The sequence below is a fragment of the Alteromonas genovensis genome (assembly GCF_010500895.1).
GTDB classification, from domain to species: domain Bacteria; phylum Pseudomonadota; class Gammaproteobacteria; order Enterobacterales; family Alteromonadaceae; genus Alteromonas; species Alteromonas genovensis.
In genome coordinates, this window is the sequence record NZ_JAAAWO010000004.1 from 135125 (window position 1) to 160963 (window position 25839).

General features: G+C 45.5%; 20 protein-coding genes. 5 read left to right on the plus strand and 15 right to left on the minus strand.

Annotated features, from left to right (window positions below):
- Positions 1-13 precede the first annotated feature (13 nt).
- A complete protein-coding gene (locus GTQ48_RS07210) occupies positions 14-580 on the plus strand; it encodes a YceI family protein (RefSeq protein ID WP_163105900.1) in 567 nt (188 codons plus the stop codon).
- Positions 581-697: 117 nt separating this feature from the next.
- Here GTQ48_RS07210 and GTQ48_RS07215 read toward each other — a convergent pair whose 3' ends face one another.
- A complete protein-coding gene (locus GTQ48_RS07215; protein WP_163105902.1) occupies positions 698-2002 on the minus strand; it encodes an NAD(P)/FAD-dependent oxidoreductase in 1305 nt (434 codons plus the stop codon).
- 361 nt (positions 2003-2363) lie between these two features.
- Positions 2364-4457 carry a TonB-dependent receptor gene (locus GTQ48_RS07220; RefSeq protein ID WP_163105904.1) on the minus strand — a complete coding sequence of 698 codons (2094 nt, stop codon included), beginning with the start codon at positions 4455-4457 and terminating at the stop codon, positions 2364-2366.
- A gap of 310 nt (positions 4458-4767) precedes the next feature.
- Between GTQ48_RS07220 and GTQ48_RS07225 the strand changes: the two genes are divergently transcribed.
- The gene (locus GTQ48_RS07225; protein WP_163105905.1) at positions 4768-5211 is read left to right on the plus strand and encodes a DUF2721 domain-containing protein; all 444 of its coding nucleotides are present in this window, start codon (positions 4768-4770) and stop codon (positions 5209-5211) included.
- A gap of 126 nt (positions 5212-5337) precedes the next feature.
- On the opposite strand, the gene GTQ48_RS07230 is transcribed toward GTQ48_RS07225, so the two are convergent.
- On the minus strand, positions 5338-6357 hold the full coding sequence (locus GTQ48_RS07230) for a 5'-methylthioadenosine/S-adenosylhomocysteine nucleosidase (protein ID WP_163105906.1): 1020 nt from the start codon (positions 6355-6357) through the stop codon (positions 5338-5340).
- Positions 6358-6539: 182 nt separating this feature from the next.
- Complete coding sequence (locus GTQ48_RS07235) at positions 6540-7847, minus strand: OmpP1/FadL family transporter (protein WP_163105908.1); 1308 nt, start codon at positions 7845-7847, stop codon at positions 6540-6542.
- Between the two features lie 383 nt (positions 7848-8230).
- On the opposite strand from GTQ48_RS07235, the gene GTQ48_RS07240 reads away from it, so the two are divergent.
- Positions 8231-9229, plus strand: a complete 999-nt coding sequence (locus GTQ48_RS07240; RefSeq protein ID WP_032097657.1) for an NADP-dependent oxidoreductase — start codon at positions 8231-8233, stop codon at positions 9227-9229.
- Positions 9230-9377: 148 nt separating this feature from the next.
- On the opposite strand, the gene GTQ48_RS07245 is transcribed toward GTQ48_RS07240, so the two are convergent.
- The 8 genes from GTQ48_RS07245 to glmU all read right to left on the minus strand — a co-directional run bounded on the left by GTQ48_RS07245 (position 9378) and on the right by glmU (position 19585).
- Positions 9378-10442 (minus strand): GGDEF domain-containing protein, encoded by a 1065-nt coding sequence (locus GTQ48_RS07245; RefSeq protein ID WP_163105910.1) that lies wholly within the window; start codon positions 10440-10442, stop codon positions 9378-9380.
- Positions 10443-10526: 84 nt separating this feature from the next.
- Positions 10527-12431: an ATP-binding protein gene (locus GTQ48_RS07250; RefSeq protein ID WP_163105912.1), complete on the minus strand. Its 1905-nt coding sequence runs from the start codon at positions 12429-12431 to the stop codon at positions 10527-10529.
- Between the two features lie 19 nt (positions 12432-12450).
- Positions 12451-13464 (minus strand): ABC transporter substrate-binding protein, encoded by a 1014-nt coding sequence (locus tag GTQ48_RS07255; protein ID WP_163105914.1) that lies wholly within the window; start codon positions 13462-13464, stop codon positions 12451-12453.
- A gap of 125 nt (positions 13465-13589) precedes the next feature.
- On the minus strand, positions 13590-14267 hold the full coding sequence (locus GTQ48_RS07260) for a hypothetical protein (RefSeq protein ID WP_163105916.1): 678 nt from the start codon (positions 14265-14267) through the stop codon (positions 13590-13592).
- A 30-nt stretch (positions 14268-14297) separates the two neighbouring features.
- Positions 14298-16130 (minus strand): glutamine--fructose-6-phosphate transaminase (isomerizing), encoded by a 1833-nt coding sequence (glmS, locus tag GTQ48_RS07265; protein WP_163105917.1) that lies wholly within the window; start codon positions 16128-16130, stop codon positions 14298-14300.
- Positions 16131-16132: 2 nt separating this feature from the next.
- Positions 16133-16981 carry a DeoR/GlpR family DNA-binding transcription regulator gene (locus GTQ48_RS07270; protein ID WP_163105918.1) on the minus strand — a complete coding sequence of 283 codons (849 nt, stop codon included), beginning with the start codon at positions 16979-16981 and terminating at the stop codon, positions 16133-16135.
- Between the two features lie 195 nt (positions 16982-17176).
- Positions 17177-18202 (minus strand): Gfo/Idh/MocA family oxidoreductase, encoded by a 1026-nt coding sequence (locus GTQ48_RS07275; protein ID WP_163105919.1) that lies wholly within the window; start codon positions 18200-18202, stop codon positions 17177-17179.
- Between the two features lie 24 nt (positions 18203-18226).
- Positions 18227-19585, minus strand: a complete 1359-nt coding sequence (gene glmU, locus GTQ48_RS07280; protein ID WP_163105920.1) for a bifunctional UDP-N-acetylglucosamine diphosphorylase/glucosamine-1-phosphate N-acetyltransferase GlmU — start codon at positions 19583-19585, stop codon at positions 18227-18229.
- 242 nt (positions 19586-19827) lie between these two features.
- Between glmU and GTQ48_RS07285 the strand changes: the two genes are divergently transcribed.
- Entirely contained in the window at positions 19828-21249 is a 1422-nt protein-coding gene (locus GTQ48_RS07285; RefSeq protein ID WP_163105926.1) for a diguanylate cyclase domain-containing protein, read from the plus strand.
- A gap of 83 nt (positions 21250-21332) precedes the next feature.
- Here GTQ48_RS07285 and GTQ48_RS07290 read toward each other — a convergent pair whose 3' ends face one another.
- Genes GTQ48_RS07290 through GTQ48_RS07300 form a run of 3 tightly spaced genes read right to left on the minus strand, consistent with a single transcriptional unit; the run spans position 21333 to position 24318 of the window.
- On the minus strand, positions 21333-22223 hold the full coding sequence (locus tag GTQ48_RS07290; RefSeq protein ID WP_163105928.1) for a DMT family transporter: 891 nt from the start codon (positions 22221-22223) through the stop codon (positions 21333-21335).
- Positions 22214-22747, minus strand: a complete 534-nt coding sequence (locus tag GTQ48_RS17895) for a methylated-DNA--[protein]-cysteine S-methyltransferase (RefSeq protein WP_163105930.1) — start codon at positions 22745-22747, stop codon at positions 22214-22216. The genes GTQ48_RS07290 and GTQ48_RS17895 overlap by 10 nt, the downstream gene beginning before the upstream one ends.
- Complete coding sequence (locus GTQ48_RS07300; RefSeq protein WP_163105932.1) at positions 22744-24318, minus strand: DNA-3-methyladenine glycosylase 2 family protein; 1575 nt, start codon at positions 24316-24318, stop codon at positions 22744-22746. The genes GTQ48_RS17895 and GTQ48_RS07300 overlap by 4 nt, the downstream gene beginning before the upstream one ends.
- Before the next feature lie 386 nt (positions 24319-24704).
- Here GTQ48_RS07300 and GTQ48_RS07305 point away from each other — a divergent pair, with 386 nt between their 5' ends.
- Positions 24705-25823 (plus strand): serine hydrolase domain-containing protein, encoded by a 1119-nt coding sequence (locus GTQ48_RS07305; RefSeq protein WP_163106163.1) that lies wholly within the window; start codon positions 24705-24707, stop codon positions 25821-25823.
- The last annotated feature ends 16 nt before the right edge of the window (positions 25824-25839 follow it).

Consider the following 25839-nt stretch of genomic DNA (forward strand, 5'->3'; position numbering starts at 1 on the left):
GAAAGGAGATACTATGAAGAAGTTAACACTGGCACTCGCAGCCGCATTATCGATGAGCTCTGTTCAAGCAGCTGATTACGTAATCGATAGTAAGGGCGCACACGCGTCAATCAACTTTAAAATTCAGCATTTAGGCTATTCATGGCTTACCGGTCGCTTCAATGACTTTGAAGGTACCTTTAGCTACGATGACGAAAAGCCAAGTGATGCGAATATAATGGTAAACATTACTACCGACAGCATCGATTCAAATCACGCTGAACGAGACAAGCATCTAAAAGGCGACGACTTTTTAGACGTTGACATATACCCTTCAGCAAAGTTTGTAAGCACTAAAATTGTTGAAAAAGGCGACGGCATGATGGACGTGATGGGCGACTTCACGTTTCATGGCGTTACCAAACCTATTACCATTAATGCGAAAAAGATTGGAGAAGGTAAAGATCCGTGGGGCGGCTATCGCGCTGGGTTCATGGGAACGACGGTTATTGCACTGAAAGACTTCGGTATTGATTACGACCTAGGTCCAGCGTCACAAACTGTAGAACTAGAGCTGCACGTGGAAGGCGTTAAGCAATAAGCACAAAGTAAGCTTGCGATAAGTGAGCAACAAGCAGAATAAACAGCCCGCGTACCGGTTTGATGCTGTAGCAACAGCCGGTATGCGAACTTTCTGTTAATAACGAGAAAGTAACACCTAATGAAGCTTAAGTTTTGGGCTCATGGCGTGGCTTAATTTTTTAACCAACAGCTTGAGTACCCCTTTCACCTTTCCGTGAACGGCAAACTGGTGCATATTATACAGCGACACATACACTAGCTTAGCCAATCGGCCCTCTATAAACATACTGCCGTTTGACAACGAGCCCATCAAACTGCCCACCGTGCTGTATTTACTCAAATGCACTAACGAACCATAGTCTTGATAAACAAAAGGTTTTGTTGTTTTGCCATTAACTACGGCACAAATATTATGAGCTACAATATCTGCCATCTGGTGCGCGGACTGCGCCCGAGGCGGAACCCACTTTCCGTTATCCTGCTGAAAACCACAGCAATCTCCCAGCACCCAAATCGTTTTTTCTGTGGTGCTTCGAAGCTGCTCATCAACAAGAATTTGATTCGCTTTATTTGTTTCAAACAGCCCCATGCTGGTAACAAAATCCGGCGCTTTAACCCCTGCCGCCCACACCATTAAATCCGCGTCGATACGGGAACCGTCTTTGGTAATAAGCCCATCGCAATCTGCCTCTGCTACCGTTGTTTGTTCTTTAATAACAACGCCTAAGTCGTTTAATGCCTCACGAGCCGTATTGGCAATGCGCGTCGGCAGTGCGGGAAGTATGCGTTCTCCAGCCTCAACAATAGTGATTTTAAGTCGCGAAGCCGACATATCCGGCATGCCGTAGGCCTTTGACAGATTGGCCACATGGTGAAGCTGCGCCGCTAGCTCTGTGCCTGTAGCACCAGCGCCCACAATGGCAACGTTAATATGCGCGTTTTTATCTAAATTCGAAACTTCTTGCTGATTAATGCGAATAAGTTGATTTAACAGGGCGCGATGAAAGCGCTCGGCTTGCGCCAAAGAATCAAGCAGGTAGCAGTGTTTTGCCACACCTGGCGTACCAAAGTCATTACTTACACTACCAATAGCCATAACTAGCTGATCATATTCAACTTGGCGCTTAGGGAGCACTTCATGCCCCTCTTCATCTATGAGGGGTGAGAGTGTAAGTGTTTTTGCCGCGGCATCTATTGAGCACATTTCTCCTAGCTGGAAGCGATAATTATGTGATGCTGCGTGAATGGCGTAATCTACCCCGTCAGAGTGCTTATCAATAACACCTGCGGCCACTTCATGTAGCAGCGGCTTCCAGACATGGGTTCTGCTTCTATCTACTAGCGTAATATCAGCTTTATTTTTGCTGCCCAGTTTGCGGCTTAAACGACTGGCTAATTCAAGTCCACCTGCGCCGCCTCCCACTATGACTATTTTCTGCATGCGTGTTTACCTATAAAAATCATTCCACCTATAAACACTGATGCAATACTTTATAGGTGGCGTGACTTATCTGGCGCAAGCAGCACATCTACAGACTACCCCTATCACGTTGTGCCTACAAGTGATGTTGGTTAGCCCGTTGAGTGCGCGGTCGTTGCAAGAAAGTGTGCATTCTTTATAAGAACAAATACTTTTTTTAGTAGCCCTTTTTGGACAGCTATCTCTAGTAACCCGGTCTAGTCACCCGTTCTGGTAACCTCGTATAGCAACATTACATAGCAGCCGCACTTAATCACTGTATTTAGCAACTGTATTTAGAAGCCGTATTTAGCAACTGAATGAACTACTTTGAATAATAACCTTACATCGTAAATGTGGCGCTTAGCATAAAGTTACGTGGGCGCCCTGGAAAGTAACGTGCACCGGTGAAAGAGGTAAAATCGGCTCGTTCAGCATAGGTTTCATCAAGCAGGTTATTTATGCGGGCATATAACGTCATATTGTCAGACACAGCATAACTTGCCCTAGCGTGGAAAAGGTTGTGACCTTCGTATTCGTTTGCATTTTCTGGGTCAGTAAAATAGCTTGCAACATGTTGCCACTCTAGCTGTGTTTCTATGGCGTCGGTTAGCGAATATTGCAGTCTAGTGTTTGTAAGCCAGTCTGGCGCGGTATCCATATCGTTCCCTTTAATATTCACCTCTCCAGATAGCTGGTCGTGCTCATAGGTATGGGCAGAATAGGAGCCCGCGAAATCGATGCTTAAACGGGAGTTGATAGCATAATTAAAAGTAAGCTCAACGCCTCTGTGCCAGGTTTCTCCGTTGCTAACGTTAAAGAAATCGCTATCGCGATAAATTACGTTGTCTTTCTCTAAGCTATATAGAGACAGTACATAGCTGCCGTCAGCCAGTTCGCCCCGTATACCAACTTCTATGTTGGTGGCGTCCACCGCGTCTAAATCAGTCACTTGTTGCGCTCGTTGTAAGCGGTAAAGCTCTGTGGCTTGAGGGGCTCGATAACCTTTGGCTATGCCGCCATAAAAACGTGTGGTGTCAGATAAAGCGTATTGCATCGACAGTTTTGGGCTAAAGTTATCAAAGTCGTTTTTGCCGCTTTCAGGCCGACTATATCGACATCCACCAAATCCGCACTCAGAACCGTCCTCTGACAGCCTCCCCACATTCATATTATTGGTGTAGTCGTATCGCATACTCTCAAATCGACCGCCAATGGAAATATCCCATGCGCCTTGCTGCAAATTAACGGCAAAAAACGGAGCAACCATAGTCGCATCCACGTCGTAATCGTAATGCTTCCCTTGTGGCACAGTTTCAACGAGAAACGCCGAGCCTACAGTTTCGCTGTCTTGTGACTGAATAAGTTCACCCTGGGTATATTCAGCATCTAGACCAACATCAATATTTAACGAAGGGCTCATAATGTAATTGTATTGCGTTAGCACACCTACGCCTTCTTGCGCGTTTTGCTCAAGTGGTTTACCCGGCAGAAAATGCATTCTAAAGTCCATAGACTGATCGCGCACGTAAGGCGTAATAGACAGTGCACTGTTGTTATCAAATAGCCAATCAACTTTGCTCCAAATGCGTAAGCTTTTCGCTTGCCTAAACGCTTCTGGATTTGGATTACTCCGCGCTACCTGCTTATCTTTGTAACTTTCGAACCCTGTGATGTAACCTGCCGTTTCCTGATCGAGATTGGTGTACGTGACACCGCTTGTTATCGACACATTGTCGAAGTCAGCTCTATGGCGAATATTCACTTTTTCTTGATCAACGCCCTCATCGTTTCGATAGCCCGTATCTCTGGTGATGCTGGCATTAATGCCTATTCCACTATCGCCGAAGTCTTTGCCTTGCCTTAGTTTAACGCGATGAAATCCGTAAGAGCCGTAGTCGACACCTAACAGTCCGCCCCCTCTGGTGGTATCAGGCGTCACTACATTAATAACGCCGTGAATGGCATTGGAGCCATAAAGCGCAGACGCCGGTCCTTTTATTACATCAATACGCTGAGCCATTTCACCATGAGCTTCAAACAGCTCGTTGATATTACAAAAACCAGCAGCTCGCAACGGGATGCCGTCTTCAGCAGCTAAGATTCCGCCGCAGGCACCTGCGCCAGTAAGTACAGGAGAGCGCAGTGCAGGTAAGTACTCTTGTCCATTGCCTCGCTGTACGCCCGCTCCCGCAATGTAATTAAGCGACTCTTGAATGTGCTGAAACGATAATAAGTCAAGAGTGTCTTCCGTGATTGAGGATACGATATAGCCGACATTGTTTTCGTTACCTACAATACGGGACGAGGTGGTTTCAATACGCTCAATATTGTCGCTATTTTCTGCAGCTGAAACAGTTGATAAACCAGCGGTGAGCGACAGTGTGGTAAGGGAAAGTGTGATGTACGACAATGAAAATAACGGCTTAAACGTCATTAATAATCCTTTGAATAATAAGGGCGTGTTGATATTTGCTATCTTTTTGGTAAACGGATACTTTTCGTAAGCTTATTCAGCCAACATTGATAAACCTGCGCGTACAGATAAAACGATGCAAAGTCAGATATGCATATATAAAAATGCAAACCGCGTGATACCGTTACTATACGGTATTGTTACCATTACAATAAAAGCATTACGTTAAACGTTCATAAAAGTAAGACAGATCTGGCTTTCGCACATTTTCGAGTACAATAAACATGTATTTGCACAATTTAATCAGAAATAGCTATGTAGGAAAAATGCATTGAATACGTTAATTCCAAGCCTTTCCCAACTCATAGAATTTGCTGTCGCGCCCGTATTTTTGCTCACAGGGATTGCAGGCTTCTTAAACGTCATGTCTTCGCGGCTAGGACGAATTTCAGATAGAGTACGTGTTGCAGAAAGACAAATTCATACGCTATCCGACCCCCATATAGTGGATAGGTCTAAGCGCGAGATTAAAGTGCTGTGGAGAAGAGTAAAGGTGATTAATTGGGCCATTGGCCTTTGCGTTACCTCTGGCCTTCTCGTGTGCTCTGTCATCATGGCTTTATTTGCAGGTTCGCTGTGGATAGTCGATTTAAAAACGCCGGTGATAGTGCTTTTTATTCTTGCCATGATCTTCTTGATAATTGCGCTAATCGTGTTTTTAATCGAAGTTAAATTGGCCACCACAACTATCAACATGGTGCGAACCATTCGCTGATGGCGCAACATTGCTAGTCCCATATTGACTCTGCTAGTAGCGTGCTTACTTTCTACGCGCTCAAGCAGTTTGCGCGCGCTAATAGCCTAAGCGCTCTTATAGTCTAATCGCACGAGCAGTGAAACGTTATTGGCTTTTCGATAGCTCGTCTAATACTGAAAAAAGCACATTCGCGCCAATTCTCGATACTTCAGTATCATATTTACTTTCTACATTAAGGCCTTCTTGCCCACCGGCTAAATCGCTGATGGCGCGAATAATCACCCAATCTACCTCATTAATGGTGCACACCTGCCCTATGGCAGCCGATTCCATTTCGGTCACTTCTGCGCTAAACACATCACGAGTCCACTTTCTGTACTCTCGATTATCTAAAAATACCGAGCCCGTAACGCCGTTACCGCCCACAAAAAGAGTAGCGTCACGGTCGTCTAGCACTCGCTGTGTTGGCATGGTGGACATGGCTGTCTGCGCCGCATCCAGTAGGCGTTGCGTTGCAGTGAAATAGGCCGTATCCACCGGTTCATCCATGCCTTCTTTTACAATAAGCACTTCATCGGGGTGAATAAACTGAAACGGCTTATAGTGGGGCAAATGTGGATCATTTACCCGACGGGCATCTTGCTTTTTCACAAACGCCTCATAATACTCGGGAAGAATATACTCGCCCGGTGCACTAGGGTCTTCATTGGTGTATACACTCTCGTCGTGGTAATACCAACGTGCGGGCACAATGACATCCCCAGGGCGCCACTTTGGATTCACCGCTCCGGCAATACCCATGAACACCACCTGTTTTACTGGGAAATAGTCTAGCGCCATTTGCATAGATAACGCCGCATTAGCAATACTCATACCCGTGGCAAACACCAGGATAGGCTGGTCGTGGTACGTACCTAAACGATACGTTATCCCTTTGATATTCGTTGTGGTGTGAATACTTGCGTTTGGATCTTGCTCAATACGATTCAAAATCCCCTGCATCTCAGGGGCATAAGCCACGGTAATTGCGGTGAATGACGGCGATTCAAACACTTTAGGCCCATAGGCAGTCGTGCTTGAGGTGTCAATATCAATGGTTGATGTACAGCCGGATAGCCACAGCGAACTAAAGGTGAAAATAAGTACGAGGATGTGTTTTTTCATGAAAGGGTTATGTCGATATCAGTGATTGAGATACTTTAACCTATCACTTTATTTAGCTAAAAAAACCTCCAATTAGTCGATTTAAATCATTTTCAATCCACGTAAGCAAACGACACATAAACAAACAGCACACAAGCCACAGGTTTCGCTGCGACTTGTGTGCCATGAAAACAAAATGGCGTTTAAAAGCGGTGGTTAACCTGTACGCTAAGAATATGCGCAGTAGCAGATTGAGTACCCACAAACGTAGACGTTAATGTAGCTTGCTCATTCAGCACTCGCGTTTTGTTGATATCCGCTTCTCGGCCATTGATGTAAACATAGGCGCCATCAATCGACGTATTTTCACTAAACGAATACGTAAAGCCACCTGAAACCCAATGGCGATCGGTATCTGGAATACTGAGTGAACGGTTTTCTACCGTAACCACACCATCGTCGTAGGCATAACCTGCGCGTAGGGTAAGATCATCGCTGAATAAATACGTAACACCAACAGATGCGCGCAACGAGTCATCAAAATTTTCTTGTTTGATCAAAAAGTCAGAACCATCGCTTAAATTAGCTTCTAGCTTTTCAAAGGTGCTCCAGTCGGTGAACGTTAAACTGGCCTGTACCGACCATTGACTGTCTAGCTTTTGGTTTACTGCCAACTCCGTGATAGCTGCTAAATTCAAATCTAGGCTACCAGGTTGATTTAACGAAGGCGTAATTTGTGAACTTACGTCGCCACTCAACGTTAATTCAGTTTCAGCGCGATAAGACAATGCGATATTCGTCATGTCTGTTGGCTGCCAAAAAGCACCCACATTCCATCCGAAGCCCCAATCTTCACCTTCCAACTTAAAAATAGAGGTTGTTGCAGGCACTTGCGTTTGCAGTGCATTGCTCAGTATTGGCGATAGGCTATTGGAGATTGCTGAACTTATTTCTGCATCTGCAAAAGTAGCGTTAATCCCCACGCCTAGCATTAACTGTTCATTCACTTTATAGGAAACTGCAGGGTTAAGCGTAATTGAGCGAACTTCTGCAGAATCGGCAAAATGCAGTGCATCAAAGTCATCGCTGTAGTCAGAGCGAAGTCCGTAGGTAGTAAATACGCCCACGCCAGCAGCCCATTTGTCGTTGATAGGCGTTGTGTAGAAAATACTTGGGACAATGGCGGTATCGGCAATATCCTTGTTTGACGCATCGGCAGATCCAATGGTTTGTCCGCCGGCGGCGTAGCTTACATCACCGCTAATATCTACGCTTGGCGCAATAACGCTAACCGAGCTGCTAAATTGTGACTGTGTAAACACGCCAATTGCCGCAGGGTTTGTGGCTAGAATAGAGGCGTTTTCGGGGGTTGCGGCTTGGCCTGCCATTGCGCGACCTAGGCCATTAGCACTGTGCTCGTTAACCTGAAAACCAGCTGATAAAGCTGAAGAAGAAGCGAATGTTGTTAACGCTAGGCATACCGAGGCACGAAGAGAGAGCTGTTGCTTCATAAAATACTCATTTGAAGAAAAAATTGCAGCGCGCATTCTACGGACAGGAGCACATTTGTTCAACAATGCTAAATGCTATTCACGCACTTTTATCACCATCTTTACAATTTTAACGACACGTTCGCCGAATTTATAACCTAAAATGAAAACTGTAGGTAAACAGTAAGCCTTCTTTATGTTAACAATAAAATATAGCTAGGCGCTCTACACACTCCTTCCAACTTGATCATCTGAATGAAAATTGACCAGCGCTTGTGTGTACTACTGATATCTGTGCTACTTGTGTTTGAATGAATAGCCCCCACCCTTCTTAAACGCCTAAACCAAATAGCAGCCCCTTTCTTTTTAAGGGAGCTGATGGTTCACACTATAAGGAGGTAACCATGGCTACCTACAAATCGATATCCCTTGTTCAGCGCCCTAGCGATAAAAAAATAGGGCCCCACCTTTTTGAAACCAAAGAACTAGACATTCCAGAGGTAAAAGACGGGCAGATACTGATAAAGCAAACACACATGTCTTTAGACCCAGCAATGCTTGGATGGATGAGTGAAGACAGAGAAAGTTATATTCCGCCTGTAGAGCTAGGTGAAGTGATGCGCTCAAGCGGCGTAGGTGAAGTTGTTAAGTCTAAAAACGCCAAATTCGCCGAAGGCGACAAAGTAATGGGCATGACTGGCTGGCAAGAATACGTATTAAGCGATGGCTCAGGGTTTAACAAGCTACAGTCTGGTGTAACAGAAGAAATGGCACTGTGTGTATTTGCATTACCAGGGCTTACTGCAACAACAGGCTTGTATAACTTTGGCCACCCGAAAGAAGGTGAAACCATTGTAGTCACTGGCGCTGCGGGCTCGGTAGGGTCTATGGTAGGTCAGCTAGCAAAAGCGGATGGCTTGCGTGTTATCGGTGTAGTGGGAAGCGATGAAAAAGCGGATTGGATCGTCAACGAATTAGGTTTTGACGGCGCAATAAACTATAAAACTGATGATATTGAATCTAAGCTGGCTGAACTAACGCCTGACAAGGTTGACGTTTACTTTGAAAATACAGGTGGCCCCATTCAGCACCACGTTTTCAATAGAATGAATGCACATGGTCGAATAGTGGTGTGTGGCATGATTGCCGACTACCAGGCTGACGAACCTTCAGCAGGTCCAAATTGGATCCCGCTTATCAAAAAGCGTATTACCATTCGCGGTTTTGCTATGCCCGATCACTGGGGCGAACTACCTCAACTGCTTGAAAAGCTCACACCTTACGTGCAGCAAGGCAAAATAAAGTATCGCGCGCACGCCATCGATGGACTAGAAAACGCCGAGAAAGGTTTAAACATGCTGTTTGAGGGCAAAAATACAGGCAAGATGATTGTAAAGCTGTAGAACGTTATAAGGTCTGCGCTTAAGCAGATGCTTTGTATACAACACACCATGGTTTGAGGCCTGCAGTACGGCGCAAATTGTGGTGTGTTTTATACTGTTTTGCCAATTAAGAATCTCCAATTCCGCTTAACTAATTAAGATCCACTAATCAAAGCGCGGCAAGTTCGTAACAGGCCTTACCCTTATCTTTCGCTTTATACAGCGCTTTATCTGCAACACCAATAAGGCTATCTATTGACGCATCCCCGGGCGTATTGGTAATCACAGCGCCGATAGAGCAACTTATAAATGGATGTGCCGCATTAGGTGCATGAGCTAAGTTCGTCTCCTCCCAGCCCAGTAAGATTTTTTGGCAGCTTTGCTTCAGTTGCTCTTCATTCACATCACTAAGCACAACCACAAACTCCTCTCCACCATAGCGGCCTATGATATCCGTTTCACGCTTAAATATGCCTCGCAGTATAGAGGATTGCTGACGTATCGCTTCATCCCCCTGCTGATGGCCAAAGTGGTCGTTGTAGGCTTTGAAATCATCCAAATCTAACATGATGACTGCTAATGACACCTTGTGGCGCTTTGCATAGGCCAGCAGATTTTCGCTTTGATTGCGCAGAGCACGCCTATTGAGTAAGTCTGACAAGGGGTCGAACTTACTGAGCTTGGTAAGGCGATCATTGGTTTTTTTCAGTAACGAGAGACTTCTGTCTAAGCGATATTTTGCGTACGAGCACGTAAACAAAGAGGCGGCGACAAAGCCCAACGAAATAGGAATACGATCGCCATAGGCGGGGGCTAGCCACATCACCACAATAAAGCCAATTACATCGATTACTGCACTGGTAATCGCAAAGCGAAAAGGAATGCCTAAGGCAAATACACAGTAAAACGCATATAAAATGGTTCCCTCATAGGGAAAAGCAAATTGATATTCCTGCCAGCAAACCCAAATTACCCAGTAGTTAGAGTAAGTCAGCGCCACGAGTAGAGTGGTAAATATATAGGCTCGGTAGTGAGAAAAGTGACGCCAAAATGAAAGCACTATAGCGATAAGAATAATCGGTATTTGAATAAGTAGACGGTCGTAGAGGTAAAGTTGATGCAAAGCGCTTGGCAACAGGAAAAAGTCTGCAACCATAAAACACGCAACAATGAGTGCCCCAATGAATAAGGCTATCCGAAGGCGAACTAACTCTTTTTCTGTATTAACCTGCAAGGAAAACACCTCCGTGTTTTACATGTGATCATTTTTATAATAAGAGCTATTAGTCTAGCGCAAGAACGTTCATTCATCCTAAGATCATGATAGGTCTAGCCTTAATAAACTATTCCGTAAGCCATCGATAGTAATTGGTTTAGTGACAATATCGTTCATTCCCGCTTCTTTAAACGCAGTATGTCGTTCCTGAAAAGCTTCAGCAGTTAACCCCACAATGGGTATTTCACTGAGCGGCCCCGATAGCTTTCTTATACGGCGAGTGGCTTCTATACCGTCCATTACCGGCATGTGAACGTCCATAAATACCATGTCGATGCCGCCTTCTTGCAACCTATCAACGGCGATCATGCCGTTTTCTGCGTGAGTAACGTTGCAGTTAAGCTGCTCTAACAAAGCTTTTGCTACTACCGCGTTAATCGCGTTGTCTTCGGCTAAAAGTACGTTAATCCCTTTGCGAAGTTGGGCTGCGCCTTGTCCATTTGCATTTGAGCCGCTTTCAGTTATGTCCACCTTCAGCCGGCTTTTCACCATGGCGGTGACCAAGAAGTTTGACCCCTCACCCACTTTGCTCATTACCTTAATATCACCACCCAATAATTCAGCGAGCTGTTTGGCTATGGAAAGTCCTAAGCCGGTACCGCCATACTGACGAGTGATAGACGAATCTGACTGGGTAAACTTATCAAATATGTGGGCTAAACGGTCTTGCTCTATGCCTATTCCAGTGTCTTTTACCGATATGATGAGCTTATTATCTTGGATGTGTTTTTCAGAGGGCTTTTGTAGCTTTGCCGATATCGTTACCGTGCCTTCGCGAGTAAACTTAATCGCATTACTCACTAGGTTAATGACAATTTGGCGCAGCTTAGTAATGTCGCTAGTGACTGCAACATCGTCAAGATTTTTACTGGAATAAATCAATCGTGAGCCATTTGCACTGGCATTGGTACCGAGCAAGGTGATCAGATCGCTCAGCATCTCCTCAAGATTGAACTCCGCCATGTCTAACTCTGACATTCCAGATTCAATTTTTGAAAGGTCTAATACATCATTTATTACATTCGCCAAAATAGACGCTGACGCTTTCAAATCGGCAGAGTACTTTCGCTGCTTGTCGTCAAGCGGCGTGTCTAGCAATAAGGTCGCAAGGCCCTGTATACCGTTTAACGGTGTTCTTATTTCATGACTCATTACCGCAAGAAAATCGGTTTTCGCACGGTTAGCCTGCTGCGCCTGATTGACATAATCGGCGATTTCCGCAGACATCACCTCTACATCTCTTGCTAAACAACCAAGCTCATCGTCTTGCTGAACGTTAATATTCACCTGCTTGTGGTCAATCGCTATTCTGCTTGCTGCATTCCTTATCTTTTCGACGGGCGCAATGACAAAATATTGAGTTACTTTCCCCAATACAAGGCTCACTAGCGTTACCGCAAATACTGTCACCAGTATGGTCAACCATGCTATTTTCGACAGCGACGCCTGCAGTTCATCGGCCGGCTGAATAACGGTAAGTTTCCAATTCCAAGGGGAGAACCTGGTGCATGCAAATAGGATATCTTGGCCGTCGAACTGCGATTCACCGAAAGCCAATTTAAAATCGCTCACGGTAATCACCGATGCACTGCTCGTATCAGGAATACCTTGCTGGTTTAACGTGGTGTAAAGTGTTTGCCGCGTGCTTTCGTCGCTAATTAAGAAATGACGTCCAGTTCGTGTATATAAACCCTCAAGTTCTTCGAACACTTCTTTTTGATAAGCCGTTCTAAACACGGGAACATTTTCAAGGCCTGAGTCTATTAATAGCGCTCTGCGATCCTCTACAATTTCCATCACGTTGAAGGCCAATGTTTGAGTAAGTAGTTGATACTCTCGCTCTCGCACAGACTCGTAAGCAATTAGATAGGCCCAGTAGCCAGTTAGCGCCATACCAACAAATAATATTGGTATGTAAATCGCTAGTAATTTTGATTTTATTCGCATATTAACTCTTTTCCATACCTTATTGATAAACGTGCTGTTCAGAGAGTCTCAGGTAATTTGATGGTATGGGAAGCTGTAATTTAATTGCAGTGGTTACATTCACTGCTACGGTAAAGTTTTCAATTTGTTCTACAGGAATAGTTTCAGAAGAACCTAGCGCTAAAATACGCTCAGCCTGTTTAGCGGCAGATACGCCAATATCTTGAGCCTGAGATACAATGCCAATAAGCGCTCCTTCTTTCACTGCCGAAACACTCTCGGCAAACAAAGGCAGTAATCCAGTCTGCTTTTTTATATCTGCGATTAAATTGGGCGTTTCTATTAATGGTCCTGCAGATAACCAATACCCATCAAGCGCAGTCTCTTCTGATTTCAAAAGGCTAATGATGTCTTCCTTCATTGTCTCTAAACCCGCCTCTTTGGCGATATAAGGCGTTTTAATCGGGATAAACTGAATATTTTGGTAAGCGGATTGTATCGCTATAAGGGCACTGGCAGCATTAAACGAAGAAGGGTAGGTTGTATGCAGTAAAGCAATTTTTCGCGTTTTAACGGGCTCAGAGGCCTGAAAAACACCGTCCAACATATCAAGTTTAACTGTGGCATTCACCACATGAGATTCACCGGTAATATTGCGTTTGCTAGTAGCACCAAAGGCAGGAACAATACCTTCGGTAACCGGCTCAGACACCACCATAAATAACTTTGGAATAGACAACAGTTCGTCTTTATTTAACACAGCACGTGTAGCAAGCGTCGCAAGTGACACCACGAGATCGGGCGTGGATTCGGCTAACATGTCAGATAACAGCGCGTTGGCTTGCTCTACCGAACCCTCGGCGTTGTACACGCGAAAGTGAATGTCTTTATCGGGCATCAAGCGCTGTAGCTCGGCTTCAAACGCAATGCGTGACTCGGTAACAATAGCTACTGGAAGCGTCTCTATTATTGCTATATCTACTTTTTCTTTTGCCCAAGCAGAAAAGGTGACGATGGGCACAAAAACAAATAAAAGGTGAAGTACCCTTATCATCTTAATAAACCTGTTAATTTTAGGTCTCAATAAAGGTAATCATAAAGTGTCTAAATTGATTTTCATAGGGTTAGTTCACCCATTTACAACCTTGAGTAAGCAGAGCTGCCTACTTTTATGACGCATTACGATGCTTCTTTATGTCCGTTCTTTTCACCACTCTTTTCCCCCACCATTTTCATTTGAACCAACAAACCACCCCGAGTTATTACGCTAGCCCCATTCAGCACAATGAGAGGCCATGCCACTGCAATTGGCATAGTTAGCGCGAACGCTAATGTCGTCACATCTTTAATTAGAATACTGCGAAATAGTGCGGGCGATAGTGCACCTATTACTTTGCTTCGCCTTACCACTATTATTTGATGCAGCGTGCCTTGTATCAGCAGCGCGGTCACTATCAGCATTAAGCTATTAGCCCCAAGCTTTGCCACGCTAGGATAAGGTCGAAAGCCCATTGAGCATAACCCTATAACCATTGCAGTGGCGCAAAGACCTAATATGAGCCCTGTGGGTATAGAGCGTCTGTCGTACCAAAGTTGAAACAAAATAACTAGGATTAGAAGGAGCGCACCAAAGCGAGTCCACACTAGGTAATGGCTAAAAGGCTCTATGGCGATACCAAAAATAAAGTTGGCATAAAACGCAAAAAAGCTTGAAGCGAACTGATTCGTCGACAAGCTTTGGGTAGAAGACTGATTGCTTTCGCGCAGCTTCTCTACATTGATAATTTGTTTTGCCAACCCGTACCAGGTCAGCAAAAAAGCGACTGCGCTTACAGTACCTAAGATGTGGTACAACACATGGTTTTCCTCAGTCGCTTCTAGTTAACGTTACTCTACCGTAACCGATTTTGCTAAATTACGAGGCTGATCCACATCCGTGCCTTTTATTAACGCAACATAATAAGAAAGCAGCTGTAAAGGCAACGTGTAAATGATAGGTGCTATTGGGCCGTCGCAGTGAGGTACATTAATTACACGCATCGACTCATCACCTTCAAAGGCAGCGTCTTTATCGGCAAATACATACATAATACCGCCGCGAGCACGCACTTCTTCTACGTTCGATTTAAGCTTCTCTAGCAGCTCATTGTTTGGTGCAACCACAATTACTGGCATTTCGTCATCGATAAGGGCGAGCGGACCGTGTTTTAATTCACCGGATGCATAAGCCTCTGCGTGAATATACGAAATTTCTTTAAGCTTTAACGCCCCTTCCATTGCAATAGGGTATTGGTCGCCGCGGCCTAAGAATAGGCTGTGGTTTTTATCTGCAAACTCTTCTGCTAAGTCTTCGATACCGTTGGTAATAGCCAGCGTTTCTTCTAGCTTGGCAGGCAAGCTGTGAAGGGCTGCAACAATGCCGCTCTCATCACTTTCTAGCATGCCGTTTTCTTTACCTAGCGCTAGGGTTAGCATTAAAAATGCCGTTAGCTGTGTGGTGAAAGCTTTGGTGGATGCCACGCCTATTTCTGCACCTGCGCGGGTCATAAAGGCTAAGTCAGATTCACGGACTAGCGACGAACCAGGCACATTACAAATAGTGAGGCTGGCCATATAACCTGCTTCTTTCGCTAGACGCAGCGCTGCAAGGGTATCGGCAGTTTCGCCCGATTGAGAAATAGTAATTAGTAAACTATTTGGGTGTACTACCGATTTGCGATAGCGAAACTCTGACGCAATTTCTACATTACACGATACGTTCGCGTATTGTTCTAGCCAGTAGCGCGCTGTCATACCAGCGTGATAACTCGTACCACAGGCAATAATTTGCACGTGTTTTACTTGCTTGAAAATAGCATCTGCACCTTCGCCAAACACGTCAGGCGCTAACCCCGTCTCGGTAATGCGCTGCTGAAGCGCGTTTCGCACTACGGTGGGCTGCTCGTGAATTTCTTTAAGCATGTAGTGACGGTAACCGCCTTTATCACCCGCATCGTGCTCAATATTAGATTCTACAACTTCACGCTCTACTGGCGCGCCATGTTTATCAAAAATATCTACCGTGCGGCGAGTAATTTCAGCAACATCACCTTCCTCTAGGAAAATAAAGCGGCGGGTAACCGGTAACAAGGCCATTTGATCAGAAGCTATAAAGTTTTCACCTAGGCCAAGCCCAATAACAAGAGGGCTTCCCGAGCGTGCTACTACTACACGGCTAGGATCTTCTTTGTCCATAATAACCGTGCCGTATGCACCGTGAAATGTGTTCACCGCACTTTGTACAGCAGTTAATAAATTCTTACCCGATTTTAGTTCTTCATGAACCGTGTGTGCGATTGTTTCTGTGTCGGTATCACTGGTAAAGCGATAGCCCTTTTCGGTTAACTGATTACGAAGGGTAACGTAGTTTTCGATAATGCCGTTATGCACAACGGCAACCCTTTCGCTAGAAAAGTGAGGGTGAGCGTTCGCTTCTGTTACACCACCATGAGTAGCCCAGCGTGTATGCGCAATACCCGTGCTGCCAAGTGCTTCACTATTAGCTACAGCATCGGCTAATTCTTGAACTTTACCGGTGCGGCGAATGCGCGTTAGGTTTCCATCGCTTTGCAGTAATGCAACGCCTGCCGAGTCATACCCGCGATACTCAAGGCGTTTTAGCCCTTCTAACAGAATTTCAACTACATTACGTTCGGCAACAGCGCCAACAATTCCACACATGCTTATTCTCCATTAAGCGTGGCGACGATTACCGTCACGCCCTTATTTTCAATATTCGTTTTATCAGAATCACTAATGGTGTCATCGGTGATTAACACAGAAATTTTGTTCCAGCCCAGCTCGAGGTTAGGCATTTTATGCAATAGTTTTTTTGCACTGGCCATTACCACCACTTTTGAGGCGGCATTGGCCATTGCGCGGGTGACTCCCGTTAACTCATTAAAGGTGGTGGTGCCTCTTTCAACGTCAATACCAGCGGCGCCAATGAACGCAATATCAAAACTATAGGCACTAACTAGCTGTTCAGCCATAGAGCCCTGAAATGACTGAGACAGGGCGTCCCATGTACCACCAGCCATTAGTACCGTTGGCTCGGTGTCGCACTGGGTTAAATAGTTGGCTGTGGATAGCGTATTTGTCATTACCACTAGGTCATCCACAGTGGATAGAAAAGGTAAAATGGCAGAAGTAGTAGAGCCGCAGTCAATCACCAGCTTGCTACCTGGCGTGACTAAATTGGCCGCGCACTGTCCGATGGCGTTCGACAGCTCACTACTGGCTAGTGATGATCCTTCTGTTTTAAAAGAGGTAGAAGGCAAAGAGGTGGTGGAAGTAACAGAAGACATTTCTGCAGAGTTATTATTAGCAGCACGTGATGAAGCAGCAGGCACAGCGCCGCCAAACTGCCTAATTAGCGCACCTTGTGCTGCTAATGCAGTTAAGTCTTTCCTTATAGTAACTTCAGACGCGTTAAATTGGCTGGCTAGCGTTTCTACACGTGTATGGCCATTGTCATTAACCCATTCCACTATGCGTTTGCGACGCTCATCAACCGAATGACTGCTCTTCAACTTGAACTACTTCTTTAAATACGGCGTTTCAGCTTTCACATTCGTATACAGCTTTGTTGGGGCATAGTGTATTTGCCATACCTGAAAAAGACTGATTTTAAACATGAGAAACGCCCATAACTTTCAAAACGAAAGCTATGAATTACAATTTGAAAGAATCGTAAGGTATTATGAAAGCTGGTTCAAGTACTTTGCTTAATTTAACAGCAACTTTCTTTCTTCTTGACTCGCTTTCAGTGCTGTTTCTATAATGTTGATCACTTCAACAACGCTGGCTGCATCGGCAGGTGAGTCGGTATCGCCTTTAATCGCAAGTGCTAATTGTTCAAAAAAGGCCAAATATTCTCCGCGACGGGTTTCAATTACCTCAGTCATATCTTCATTTGAAAGTAGGCCGTGTTCGCTTTCAGGCGTGACTGCCCAGCTTTCACTTGCAAGGCTCATATTCGCCCGTAACTGATTTTCTTGCGGGTCTAGGTGAAACTTTCGAAAGCTTGCTTTCGTTCCCTGTAAATCAAAGCGAAGTGTTGCACCACCTTGAAATGCTGAACTGCCAAGGTTTACAACCTTGTCGGTATAATGAAGGGCAAGGTCAAAAGTATCGTCTGACTGCCCACCATCTCGCAGCGTTAGTACGCTGGCCGATACCGCTGTAGGCTTGCCGAAAAGCTGAAGTGCTTGGTCGATAAGGTGTGGCCCTAAATCCCAAAAGATACCGCTTCCCGGACCGGCATTCTCTCGCCAACGATTTCGGGGCACAGGTCGAAAACGGTCGAAGCGACTTTCAAAGCGCTTAATATCACCAAGCTTACTTTGCTCAATAAGCTGCTTTAAGGTGAGAAAATCGCCATCAAAACGCCGATTGTGAAACACGCATAATTGTTTCTTTTTCGCATGCGCCACATCAACTAGGTGCTTTGCATCGGCTACGCTAAGGGTAAAAGGTTTCTCTACTAACACATGGCTGTTGTGCTCAAGTGCGAGTAAAGACTGTGACGCATGTAAATGATTAGGCGTAGTTATTACCACCAAATCAAATTGCCTGCTGTTTAGCGCTTCCTCTAACGAGGAGTACACCACAGCGCTAGGAAGCGCAGTTTTCACCTCATCCGGCTTTGAAGACACAACGCCCTCAATTGCAAAGTCAGAAAGGTGTTGAAGAAAGGGCAGATGAAACGTGTTAGCCGAAAAACCAAACCCAACTAATAGCGTGGTGATCATAGCAACTCCTAAAGCCCTTCTATTTTATTTTTTGGTGGGGCGTGGCCAGTTAGCTATGTTGCGCTGCTTGCCACGGGCGACAGCGAGGGCACTGTCGTCAACTGCCGATGTGATTACTGAGCCGGCGCCTACGGTTGCGTTATCGCCTACGTTTACTGGCGCTACAAGTGATGAGTTAGAGCCGATAAATGCGTTCTCACCAATAATGGTTTTCGATTTATTTACGCCATCGTAGTTACAGGTAATGGTGCCCGCACCAATATTTGCATTAGCACCAACCTCGGCATCGCCAAGGTAAGTAAGATGGTTTGCTTTTGCACCTTCGCCTAATACTGTCTTTTTCATTTCCACAAAGTTGCCAACTTTGGCGTTTCTGTGCATAACCGCACCAGGGCGTAAGCGCGCATAAGGCCCTACCACACAGGCTTCGCCTACATTTGCCTGTTCGATGATAGAGTTGGCTTCGATAACAGCGTTATCTGCAATGTGGCAGTCGCGTAATATGCTATTTGCGCCAATAGACACGTTGTTACCTAAGGTTACATTACCTTCCACAATAACGTTTACGTCGATAATAACGTCGCTTCCAGCTGCTAACGTGCCGCGCATATCAAAGCGTGCTGGGTCTAACAGCGTAACACCGTCAGTCATTAGCTGCTGCGCCTGACGAGCCTGCAAGGCGCGCTCAAGGTTAGACAGTTGAATGCGGTTGTTTACCCCTTCAACTTCAACCGCCGACGCTGGCTGAGCAGATTGGATACGCTTTCCTTCTGAGGCCGCCATAGCGATAACATCAGTAAGGTAATACTCGCCTTGGGCATTGTCGTTACTTAAGTTGTGTAACCAACGCTTAAGATCAGCCCCAGACATCATCATCATGCCGGTATTAATCTCTTTGATGGCGCGCTGCTCGTCAGAGGCATCTTTATGCTCAACAATTTGAGTGATGTTGTCGTTTTCTCTCACAATTCGGCCCATGCCTGTGGGGTCGTCCAATTCAACGGTAAGTAAGGCTAAATCACAGCTGGCTTTTACCGCTTTTAACGCATCTAGGGTTTCTTCTCTAATAAGCGGGGCGTCGCCTACCAGCACCAAAACATCTTCATTGTCTTTTATATGAGGGGCGGCTTGTTGAACTGCATGGCCTGTTCCTAGCTGCTCAGACTGAAGGCACCAGTTTAGGTTGTCTTCAACAATGGTCTGTTGCAGCAAGTCACCGCCGTGGCCGTAAACAAGGTGGATGTTGTCTGCACCTAACGACTTCACCGTATTGATAATGCGCTGAACCATTGGAACGCCACCTACTTTATGAAGTACCTTTGGAAGCGAAGATTTCATGCGAGTACCTTTACCCGCTGCTAAAACAACCACTGAAAAAGCCATACAATCCCTTTATTGTGTAAACATAGTTTTTATCTGCACATAGTGTAACTAAGCATTGATGAGATGTCAGCGGATGAATGCGGTCTGCCGCGGTTTAAATACTCCCACTACCTGCCTGTTTGTTTTCTAGTTAGTCTTTTAGGCTAAACTTGAGGTGAACGTGCTAGTAGTTCATATTTGCAACAGGTATACTTTCCTGTGGAAAATTTCAGTTCAGCCAGGCAAGGGAGCATGCGCAGTCTGTGAACACATTTAGAACCTTACATAGAAGCATATTGATGCTTTTTGCAGTCGTTGTGGTAGCGATTGTAACTTTAGTGCACTTTAGCATTTCGAAAATAGTAGCAGAGCAAAGCCGCGCACAGCAGCAATCACTTTCACCCGCTATATCGCTTATTGTAGAACAGCTACTCAAACCCCTGCATATTTCCGATGCCCTTGGTCACTCAACAGAGCTTGTGGATTTACTCAATCAAGATTCAGTAGATAGCAACGCTGCATTTAGCACCTTACAAAGACTTGAAGAAGAGTTTGGCCTGTCGTTTTTCATTGCCAGCGAGAAAGACAGAAAACAATATAATGCTGACGGCACCATCATTAATCTGATTGAAGGTGAAGTAAGCTGGTATTTTAAGTACCGCGATTTCCCTGCTGATGCAGTGGCCGATATTGGTAAGTGGGAAGACACCCATCTGTACATCGACATTAAAATTCACAATAAAGAAGGCGAATTTCTTGGCTTTTTTGGCGTAGGTAAAAGCTTGCGCAGCTTTTTAGAAATATTTGATTCTTACAAACAAGAATACGGCTACGACTTCTTATTCGTCGATAAAGAGGGCGACATTATGCTGTCTTCTGATCCAGCGTTAGTTGCCACCTACTCAGACTTTACTAATCTGTCTGAATTACCTTGGTACGCAAGCCTGCCGCTTTCCATTCAAAATGAGCAAGCGCTTAACAACAAGCTAGTTACCATTAATGAAAAAGACTTTTTAATTGCAGAGGTAAAGCTGAATCAGTTTGGCTGGACGGTATTTTTATTAAGCCCCCTAGAAGACAGACAGGCTGAGATTTCACAAGCCTTTATATTTAGCGTAGTGACACTGCTTGTGGTTGTGTTTTCTCTATTTTTATTGATATACAACTTATTGTATTACTTTAGAAAAGATATGCAGCCAGACCTGATTGTTCGCCAAACAAACCGCCTTCCTGAAAAGGACAGTTTACAGCTTATTTACAAAAGCCTATTGGCAGAGCACGGCTCGCTAAGCGTTGTAGTGGTAAACGTAGATGAGATGACAACCATTGTTGATGCGCATGGTCGCAACACCGGTGATGATATTTTAGATAAAGTAGCGATTTATTTATCAGAAAAACTGCGAGACCAAGACGTATTAGGGCGCTGGAGCAGCGACGAGTTTATTATCTTTTTGCCACAAACAGGGCCTCATGTGGCTTTAGAACTGGCACAAAACCTACGTCATGGTGTGGCAACACTGCCACCACTTACCGAATACCCAGATATTCAGATTACGGCATCGTTTGGTATTTCGTATACCGCCTCAGTTCGGCCATTACGAGAAGTTACCGCCCATGCGGAAGACGCCCTGTATCAAGCTAAGCGAGATGGTAGCAACCTAGTGCGTATGCAGTTAATAGACTAGGGCATTTAATTTGTGTTCTACAAAAAGCAGCGTGCCGAAACACGCTGCTTTTTTATTGCTGTTTACTTCAGGGTGGAGCTAAATCAGGCCGATTCAAGCTTCGACTTTTTGCTTCGCCTAGTTAACACACCCGTAGTGAGTGCCACGCCAAGTAATATCATAATACCGCCAACGATGGTTTGCGCAGAAAGGTGTTCTTGCAGCAATAATATGCCCCAAATAATGCCAAATAACGGTACCAGATAGGCAACGGTAATCGCTTTTGCCGGCCCCACATCAGCAATCAGTTTAAAGTATAGGATGTACGCAATACCTGTTCCGCCAATAGCCAATGCCACCGCATTAATCCACGCATTATTACTTGGCATGGTAGCCGGCAGTGTAGCAAGGGCGAAGGGCGCTAACATAATGCTCGCAAAAGCCTGGCTGCCCGTCGCGACGGCAAGAGGCTTAACACCCTGCAGCCACTTTTTCATCATACTGGCAGCTATTCCGTAGCAGGTGGTAGCAAGCAGCGCGGTAAGAATGGGAAAGAAGCTCAGTTCGCCCTCACCAAGCTTTTGCTGACTGATAACAGCCACGCCGACAAACCCAACCAGTAAACCTACAATGGCACTTTTTGTGAGCTTATCTCCTAGCCACAGCCAGGCAACAATGGCGCCGAACATGGGCGCAGTTGCATTTAAAATGGCGTTAACGCCAGCTTCTAAATGCAGGCTGCTGTAGTTAAAAAGCACAAATGGAATAGCGGTATTCACTAAGCCAACTAAGGCGATGGCAAACCAATGATGCTTAATTTGCGATAACCCACCCTTTAGTACCAGTAGCGGCAATAACACCGCGGTAGCGAGTAGCGTTCGAACCGCCACCAGCACATAAATACCAAATTCGGGAGCCGCCACTCGCATGAAGATAAACGAGCCGCCCCAAATACCGGCTAACACCACCAGTGCAATAACATCTCTCAATCCCATAGTCCGCCTTGGGCTCCCTCTAAATTAAGTAAAAACTGCTTTCGCGCTAAACCACCCGCATACCCTGTTAGCGTTTTATTGCTGCCAATAACTCGATGACAAGGTACTACAATGGCAATGGGGTTTTTCCCATTGGCAAGCCCTACCGCTCTTACCGCTTTAGGGTTACCAATGTGTTTTGCAATGTCTAAGTAACTTACGGTTTGTCCATAAGGTATGCTTTGCAACGCTTTCCATACCGACGTTTGAAACTCTGTGCCCTTTACATCTATAGGCAAATCGAATTCGTGACGCGTTTTTGCAAAATAGGCCGATAGCTGAGAACAAGCTTCTTCGGTAATGCCATTAGGTACGCCCTCTTTATCGATATATTTACCGCTGTCTTTTACGCTGTCCTTTACGTTAGGTTCAGGCTCACCAAACGCAATGCGGGTAACGCCAGTATTGCTTGCTGTCACCGTTACCACGCCTTGCTCTGTGGGTATCGATTGAGAAAAAACCTCTGATGCGGTGTCTGTATTCACTGGCTTGGATCCTTTTTGACTCTGTTGGCGCTTTGTTTTCTGTCTGGTTTCGGTGCACTACTTTTATCCGGCTCAGGCGCGCCGCCTGCTTGAGGGAGCTGAGAGAGCTGCCAGAGCTGCAGCGTAAGATAGCTTCTCCACGGCGCTGCATCACCTGCGCAAACGGGGTGACGCTTTGCCATTTTTTTCACAATAAGATCGCCTTCAAGATAAACATCGGGGTCTCGTTCGCCGCGCATCTTAATATAATCTACTGTCCACGGCCCAACACCTTTTACCGCCAGCATATCTTCATGGCCTGGATAGCGGCTTTGGGAGTGACTTGGAAAATAAGTTTCAGAACAGCCCTCTGAAGAATTCGGCGAAGCGCTAGAAGACTGACTGCTAGAAAACAGCTGTGCAAAGCTTTTAATCGCATTTTTTCTGGCCTGGGGCATTCGCAAAAAAGAGAGATCGCTACTCGCTACCGCAGATGCTGAAGGAAAACTATAGCGAAGCTCATCGTCGCAGACATTGCTTTTGCCCAAATGATGCACTAGCAAGGTCAGCTGGCCAATAGCCGCTTTTACGCTAACTTGCTGACCTACAATAGCTCGGCAACCGGCCTCAAACACGCTCCATGCACTTGGCAGTCTTAACCCTTCTACAAGCTGCGCCTTTATTAATCCTGCATTGAGTAAGCCGCGCTCAATAAGCATAGGATCCGCCTTTAAATCTAACATGGCTTTTATGTTTTCAATTACCCGATAAAGTGGCGTTAAATCGCTCAATGTTATTGCTACTTCAAACCCGCCTTTGCGATCATTGTGTGTGGCGCAAAAATGCCCCTTCACGCCTTCAAATTCAAACCAGCGCTGATAGCTGCTCTCGGTCACTACTTCCATTGCAGCAACCGCACGGCCAGCTAAAAAATCTCTCACATAAGGCCAATCGTAAGGAGGACGATAGGAAAGAAATAGCCGGATATTTTGGCCTAGCTCTTGAACGTGCTCTTGGCTAGTCTTTTTACTAGTGCGCCTAAGCCCTGATGGCGATGTTTTACAGTACTGCTGAACAACTCTTTGCAGCTGACGCTGAGATGAAAAGCCACAGCTTATCGCTACATCAAGCAGAGGCAAGGTGGTTTGCTGTATAAGCTGCTTTGCAAATAGCGCCTGCTGCATTGTTTGAAATTGTTTTGGCGACAAACCAATAGCGTCGGTAAGCAATTTATTGGCATAGCGCTCGCTTATGCCAAGGCGAGATGCAATATGACTAATTGGCTGGGCTGGCATTTCAGATAATAACGACAGTGCGCGGCGCACCGTAGTGTCTATCCCTTCCCAAGCGGGAGATTGGGGCGCACTGTCAGGCCGACACCGCAAACATGGCCTGAACCCATCAGACATGGCTTGAGCCGCAAGACTGTAATAAGCCACGTTTTCTTCTTTCGGCAGCTTTGCAGGGCAAATAGGCCGGCAGAAGATTCCTGTTGTTTTCACCGCAACGAAAAAGCGACCATCAAATCGCGCATCTCTACTGCACCTCGCTGATGAATAGGCTTGTTGTTGTGCATTGTCTATTGCCGACATTGAAACCTCTTACACATATCACTCGCGTTAAGCTTGCGTTGGCAATATTTGCCTTGGCCACACGCTTTTGCTTTTTGACTGTTCTTAAAAACACTTATACACAGATGCCTAGTTTACGCGTAAAAACCGAAATTAAGGCGACAAAATCAGAACTCACTATTTTGTCATACTTTTTCTGCTCTGCGCGCTGCATTGTCTTTTTTACCGTTTCTCAGTGCTTATTAATAGTTATCGGCACTCTTTAAATAAGTGCCGTTTTTACGCGCATTTGATAAATGACCAACCTATCCGCATAATATCGCCACCTTGATAACAACTGCCTATCTCTTATTGCAGAGAAGCCGGCCTAATGAGCTAACTGTATGCCAACTATTTTGCGCATTTCGATGTCGCGCTTTTTTCTAATGTGTGCATTGCCGCTGCTAGTGCTTTACTCGCACACATTGTCTGCTGACTGGCTTGATAACTATGCCAGCTATGTAAAAAAAGAGGCAGATAAATACAATGTACCTGGCTATGCATTTGTTTTTTATGAACAAGGGAAAACGCCCCGAGTTTATGTGTACGGAAAAACGCGCAAGCGGGGCGGCGAAAAGGTAACCAAAGACACCGTATTTCGTCTGGCATCCGTATCGAAGACTTTCACAGCACTGCTTAGCGCTAAATTGGTAGAGCGAAACCAGCTATCGTGGAACACACCCATTAAAACCCTACTTCCAGACATTCCTTTCAAGGGCAAGGGTATGGAGGCACTAGAACTTCAGCATATTATTGGGCAATCAAGCGGCTTTATGCCAAATGCCTACGATAATTTAATTGAAGCCGACTATTCATTAGAACGTGTACTAACCTCCCTAGGTGAGCTTGAGCCACTGTGTAAACCGGGAGACTGCTACACGTATCAAAACGCCTTGTTTGGCGCGCTAGAGTACTACTTCAGCGGGCAAGACACGTCTTATTCTAGCCAAATTCAATCTTACCTTTTCTCTCCGCTGGGTATGACATCGTCAAGTGTTGGTAAAGGCGGGCTGCTTGCCTCAGAATCATGGGCACGCCCACACATCGCCATTGCCCGCAATAAATGGCACGAGGGTAAAGTAGAAAGCAATTACTACCGCTTTTCACCTGCCGCCGGGGTTAACGCCAGTATTTACGACATGACTATTTATTTGCAGGCATTGCTGGGAGAGTTTCCCACCGTAATCTCTAAAGAAATGGTGGAATATGTCACCACAGAACGAGTACGCACTAAGCGCGAAACCTATCGCCGAGGCTGGCGAGGTATGATTAACGACGCCCACTATGGCTTGGGTTGGCGTGTTTACGACCTTGATGGCAAACAGCTAAATTATCACGGCGGATGGGTAAAAGGTTATCGTGCAGACGTGGCTTTCATGCCTGAGAAAAAGGCGGGTTATGTCATGTTAATGAATGCAGAGTCGAACATGATTAACAGCGCTACTGCAGAGCTGTGGAAACGCTTTTTAAAACAAGCCGACGACTAAGCTCGCCGGCTCGTAC

What these genes read in the sequence shown, in the direction of transcription:
- GTQ48_RS07210 (WP_163105900.1), top strand. Translation starts at nt 14, where the DNA reads ATGAAGAAGTTAACACTGGCACTCGCAGCCGCATTATCGATGAGCTCT.
- GTQ48_RS07215 (WP_163105902.1), bottom strand. Translation starts at nt 2,002, where the DNA reads ATGCAGAAAATAGTCATAGTGGGAGGCGGCGCAGGTGGACTTGAATTA.
- GTQ48_RS07220 (WP_163105904.1), bottom strand. Translation starts at nt 4,457, where the DNA reads ATGACGTTTAAGCCGTTATTTTCATTGTCGTACATCACACTTTCCCTT.
- GTQ48_RS07230 (WP_163105906.1), bottom strand. Translation starts at nt 6,357, where the DNA reads ATGAAAAAACACATCCTCGTACTTATTTTCACCTTTAGTTCGCTGTGG.
- GTQ48_RS07235 (WP_163105908.1), bottom strand. Translation starts at nt 7,847, where the DNA reads ATGAAGCAACAGCTCTCTCTTCGTGCCTCGGTATGCCTAGCGTTAACA.
- GTQ48_RS07240 (WP_032097657.1), top strand. Translation starts at nt 8,231, where the DNA reads ATGGCTACCTACAAATCGATATCCCTTGTTCAGCGCCCTAGCGATAAA.
- GTQ48_RS07250 (WP_163105912.1), bottom strand. Translation starts at nt 12,431, where the DNA reads ATGCGAATAAAATCAAAATTACTAGCGATTTACATACCAATATTATTT.
- GTQ48_RS07255 (WP_163105914.1), bottom strand. Translation starts at nt 13,464, where the DNA reads ATGATAAGGGTACTTCACCTTTTATTTGTTTTTGTGCCCATCGTCACC.
- glmS (WP_163105917.1), bottom strand. Translation starts at nt 16,130, where the DNA reads ATGTGTGGAATTGTTGGCGCTGTTGCCGAACGTAATGTAGTTGAAATT.
- GTQ48_RS07275 (WP_163105919.1), bottom strand. Translation starts at nt 18,202, where the DNA reads ATGATCACCACGCTATTAGTTGGGTTTGGTTTTTCGGCTAACACGTTT.
- glmU (WP_163105920.1), bottom strand. Translation starts at nt 19,585, where the DNA reads ATGGCTTTTTCAGTGGTTGTTTTAGCAGCGGGTAAAGGTACTCGCATG.
- GTQ48_RS07290 (WP_163105928.1), bottom strand. Translation starts at nt 22,223, where the DNA reads ATGGGATTGAGAGATGTTATTGCACTGGTGGTGTTAGCCGGTATTTGG.
- GTQ48_RS07300 (WP_163105932.1), bottom strand. Translation starts at nt 24,318, where the DNA reads ATGTCGGCAATAGACAATGCACAACAACAAGCCTATTCATCAGCGAGG.
- GTQ48_RS07305 (WP_163106163.1), top strand. Translation starts at nt 24,705, where the DNA reads ATGTCGCGCTTTTTTCTAATGTGTGCATTGCCGCTGCTAGTGCTTTAC.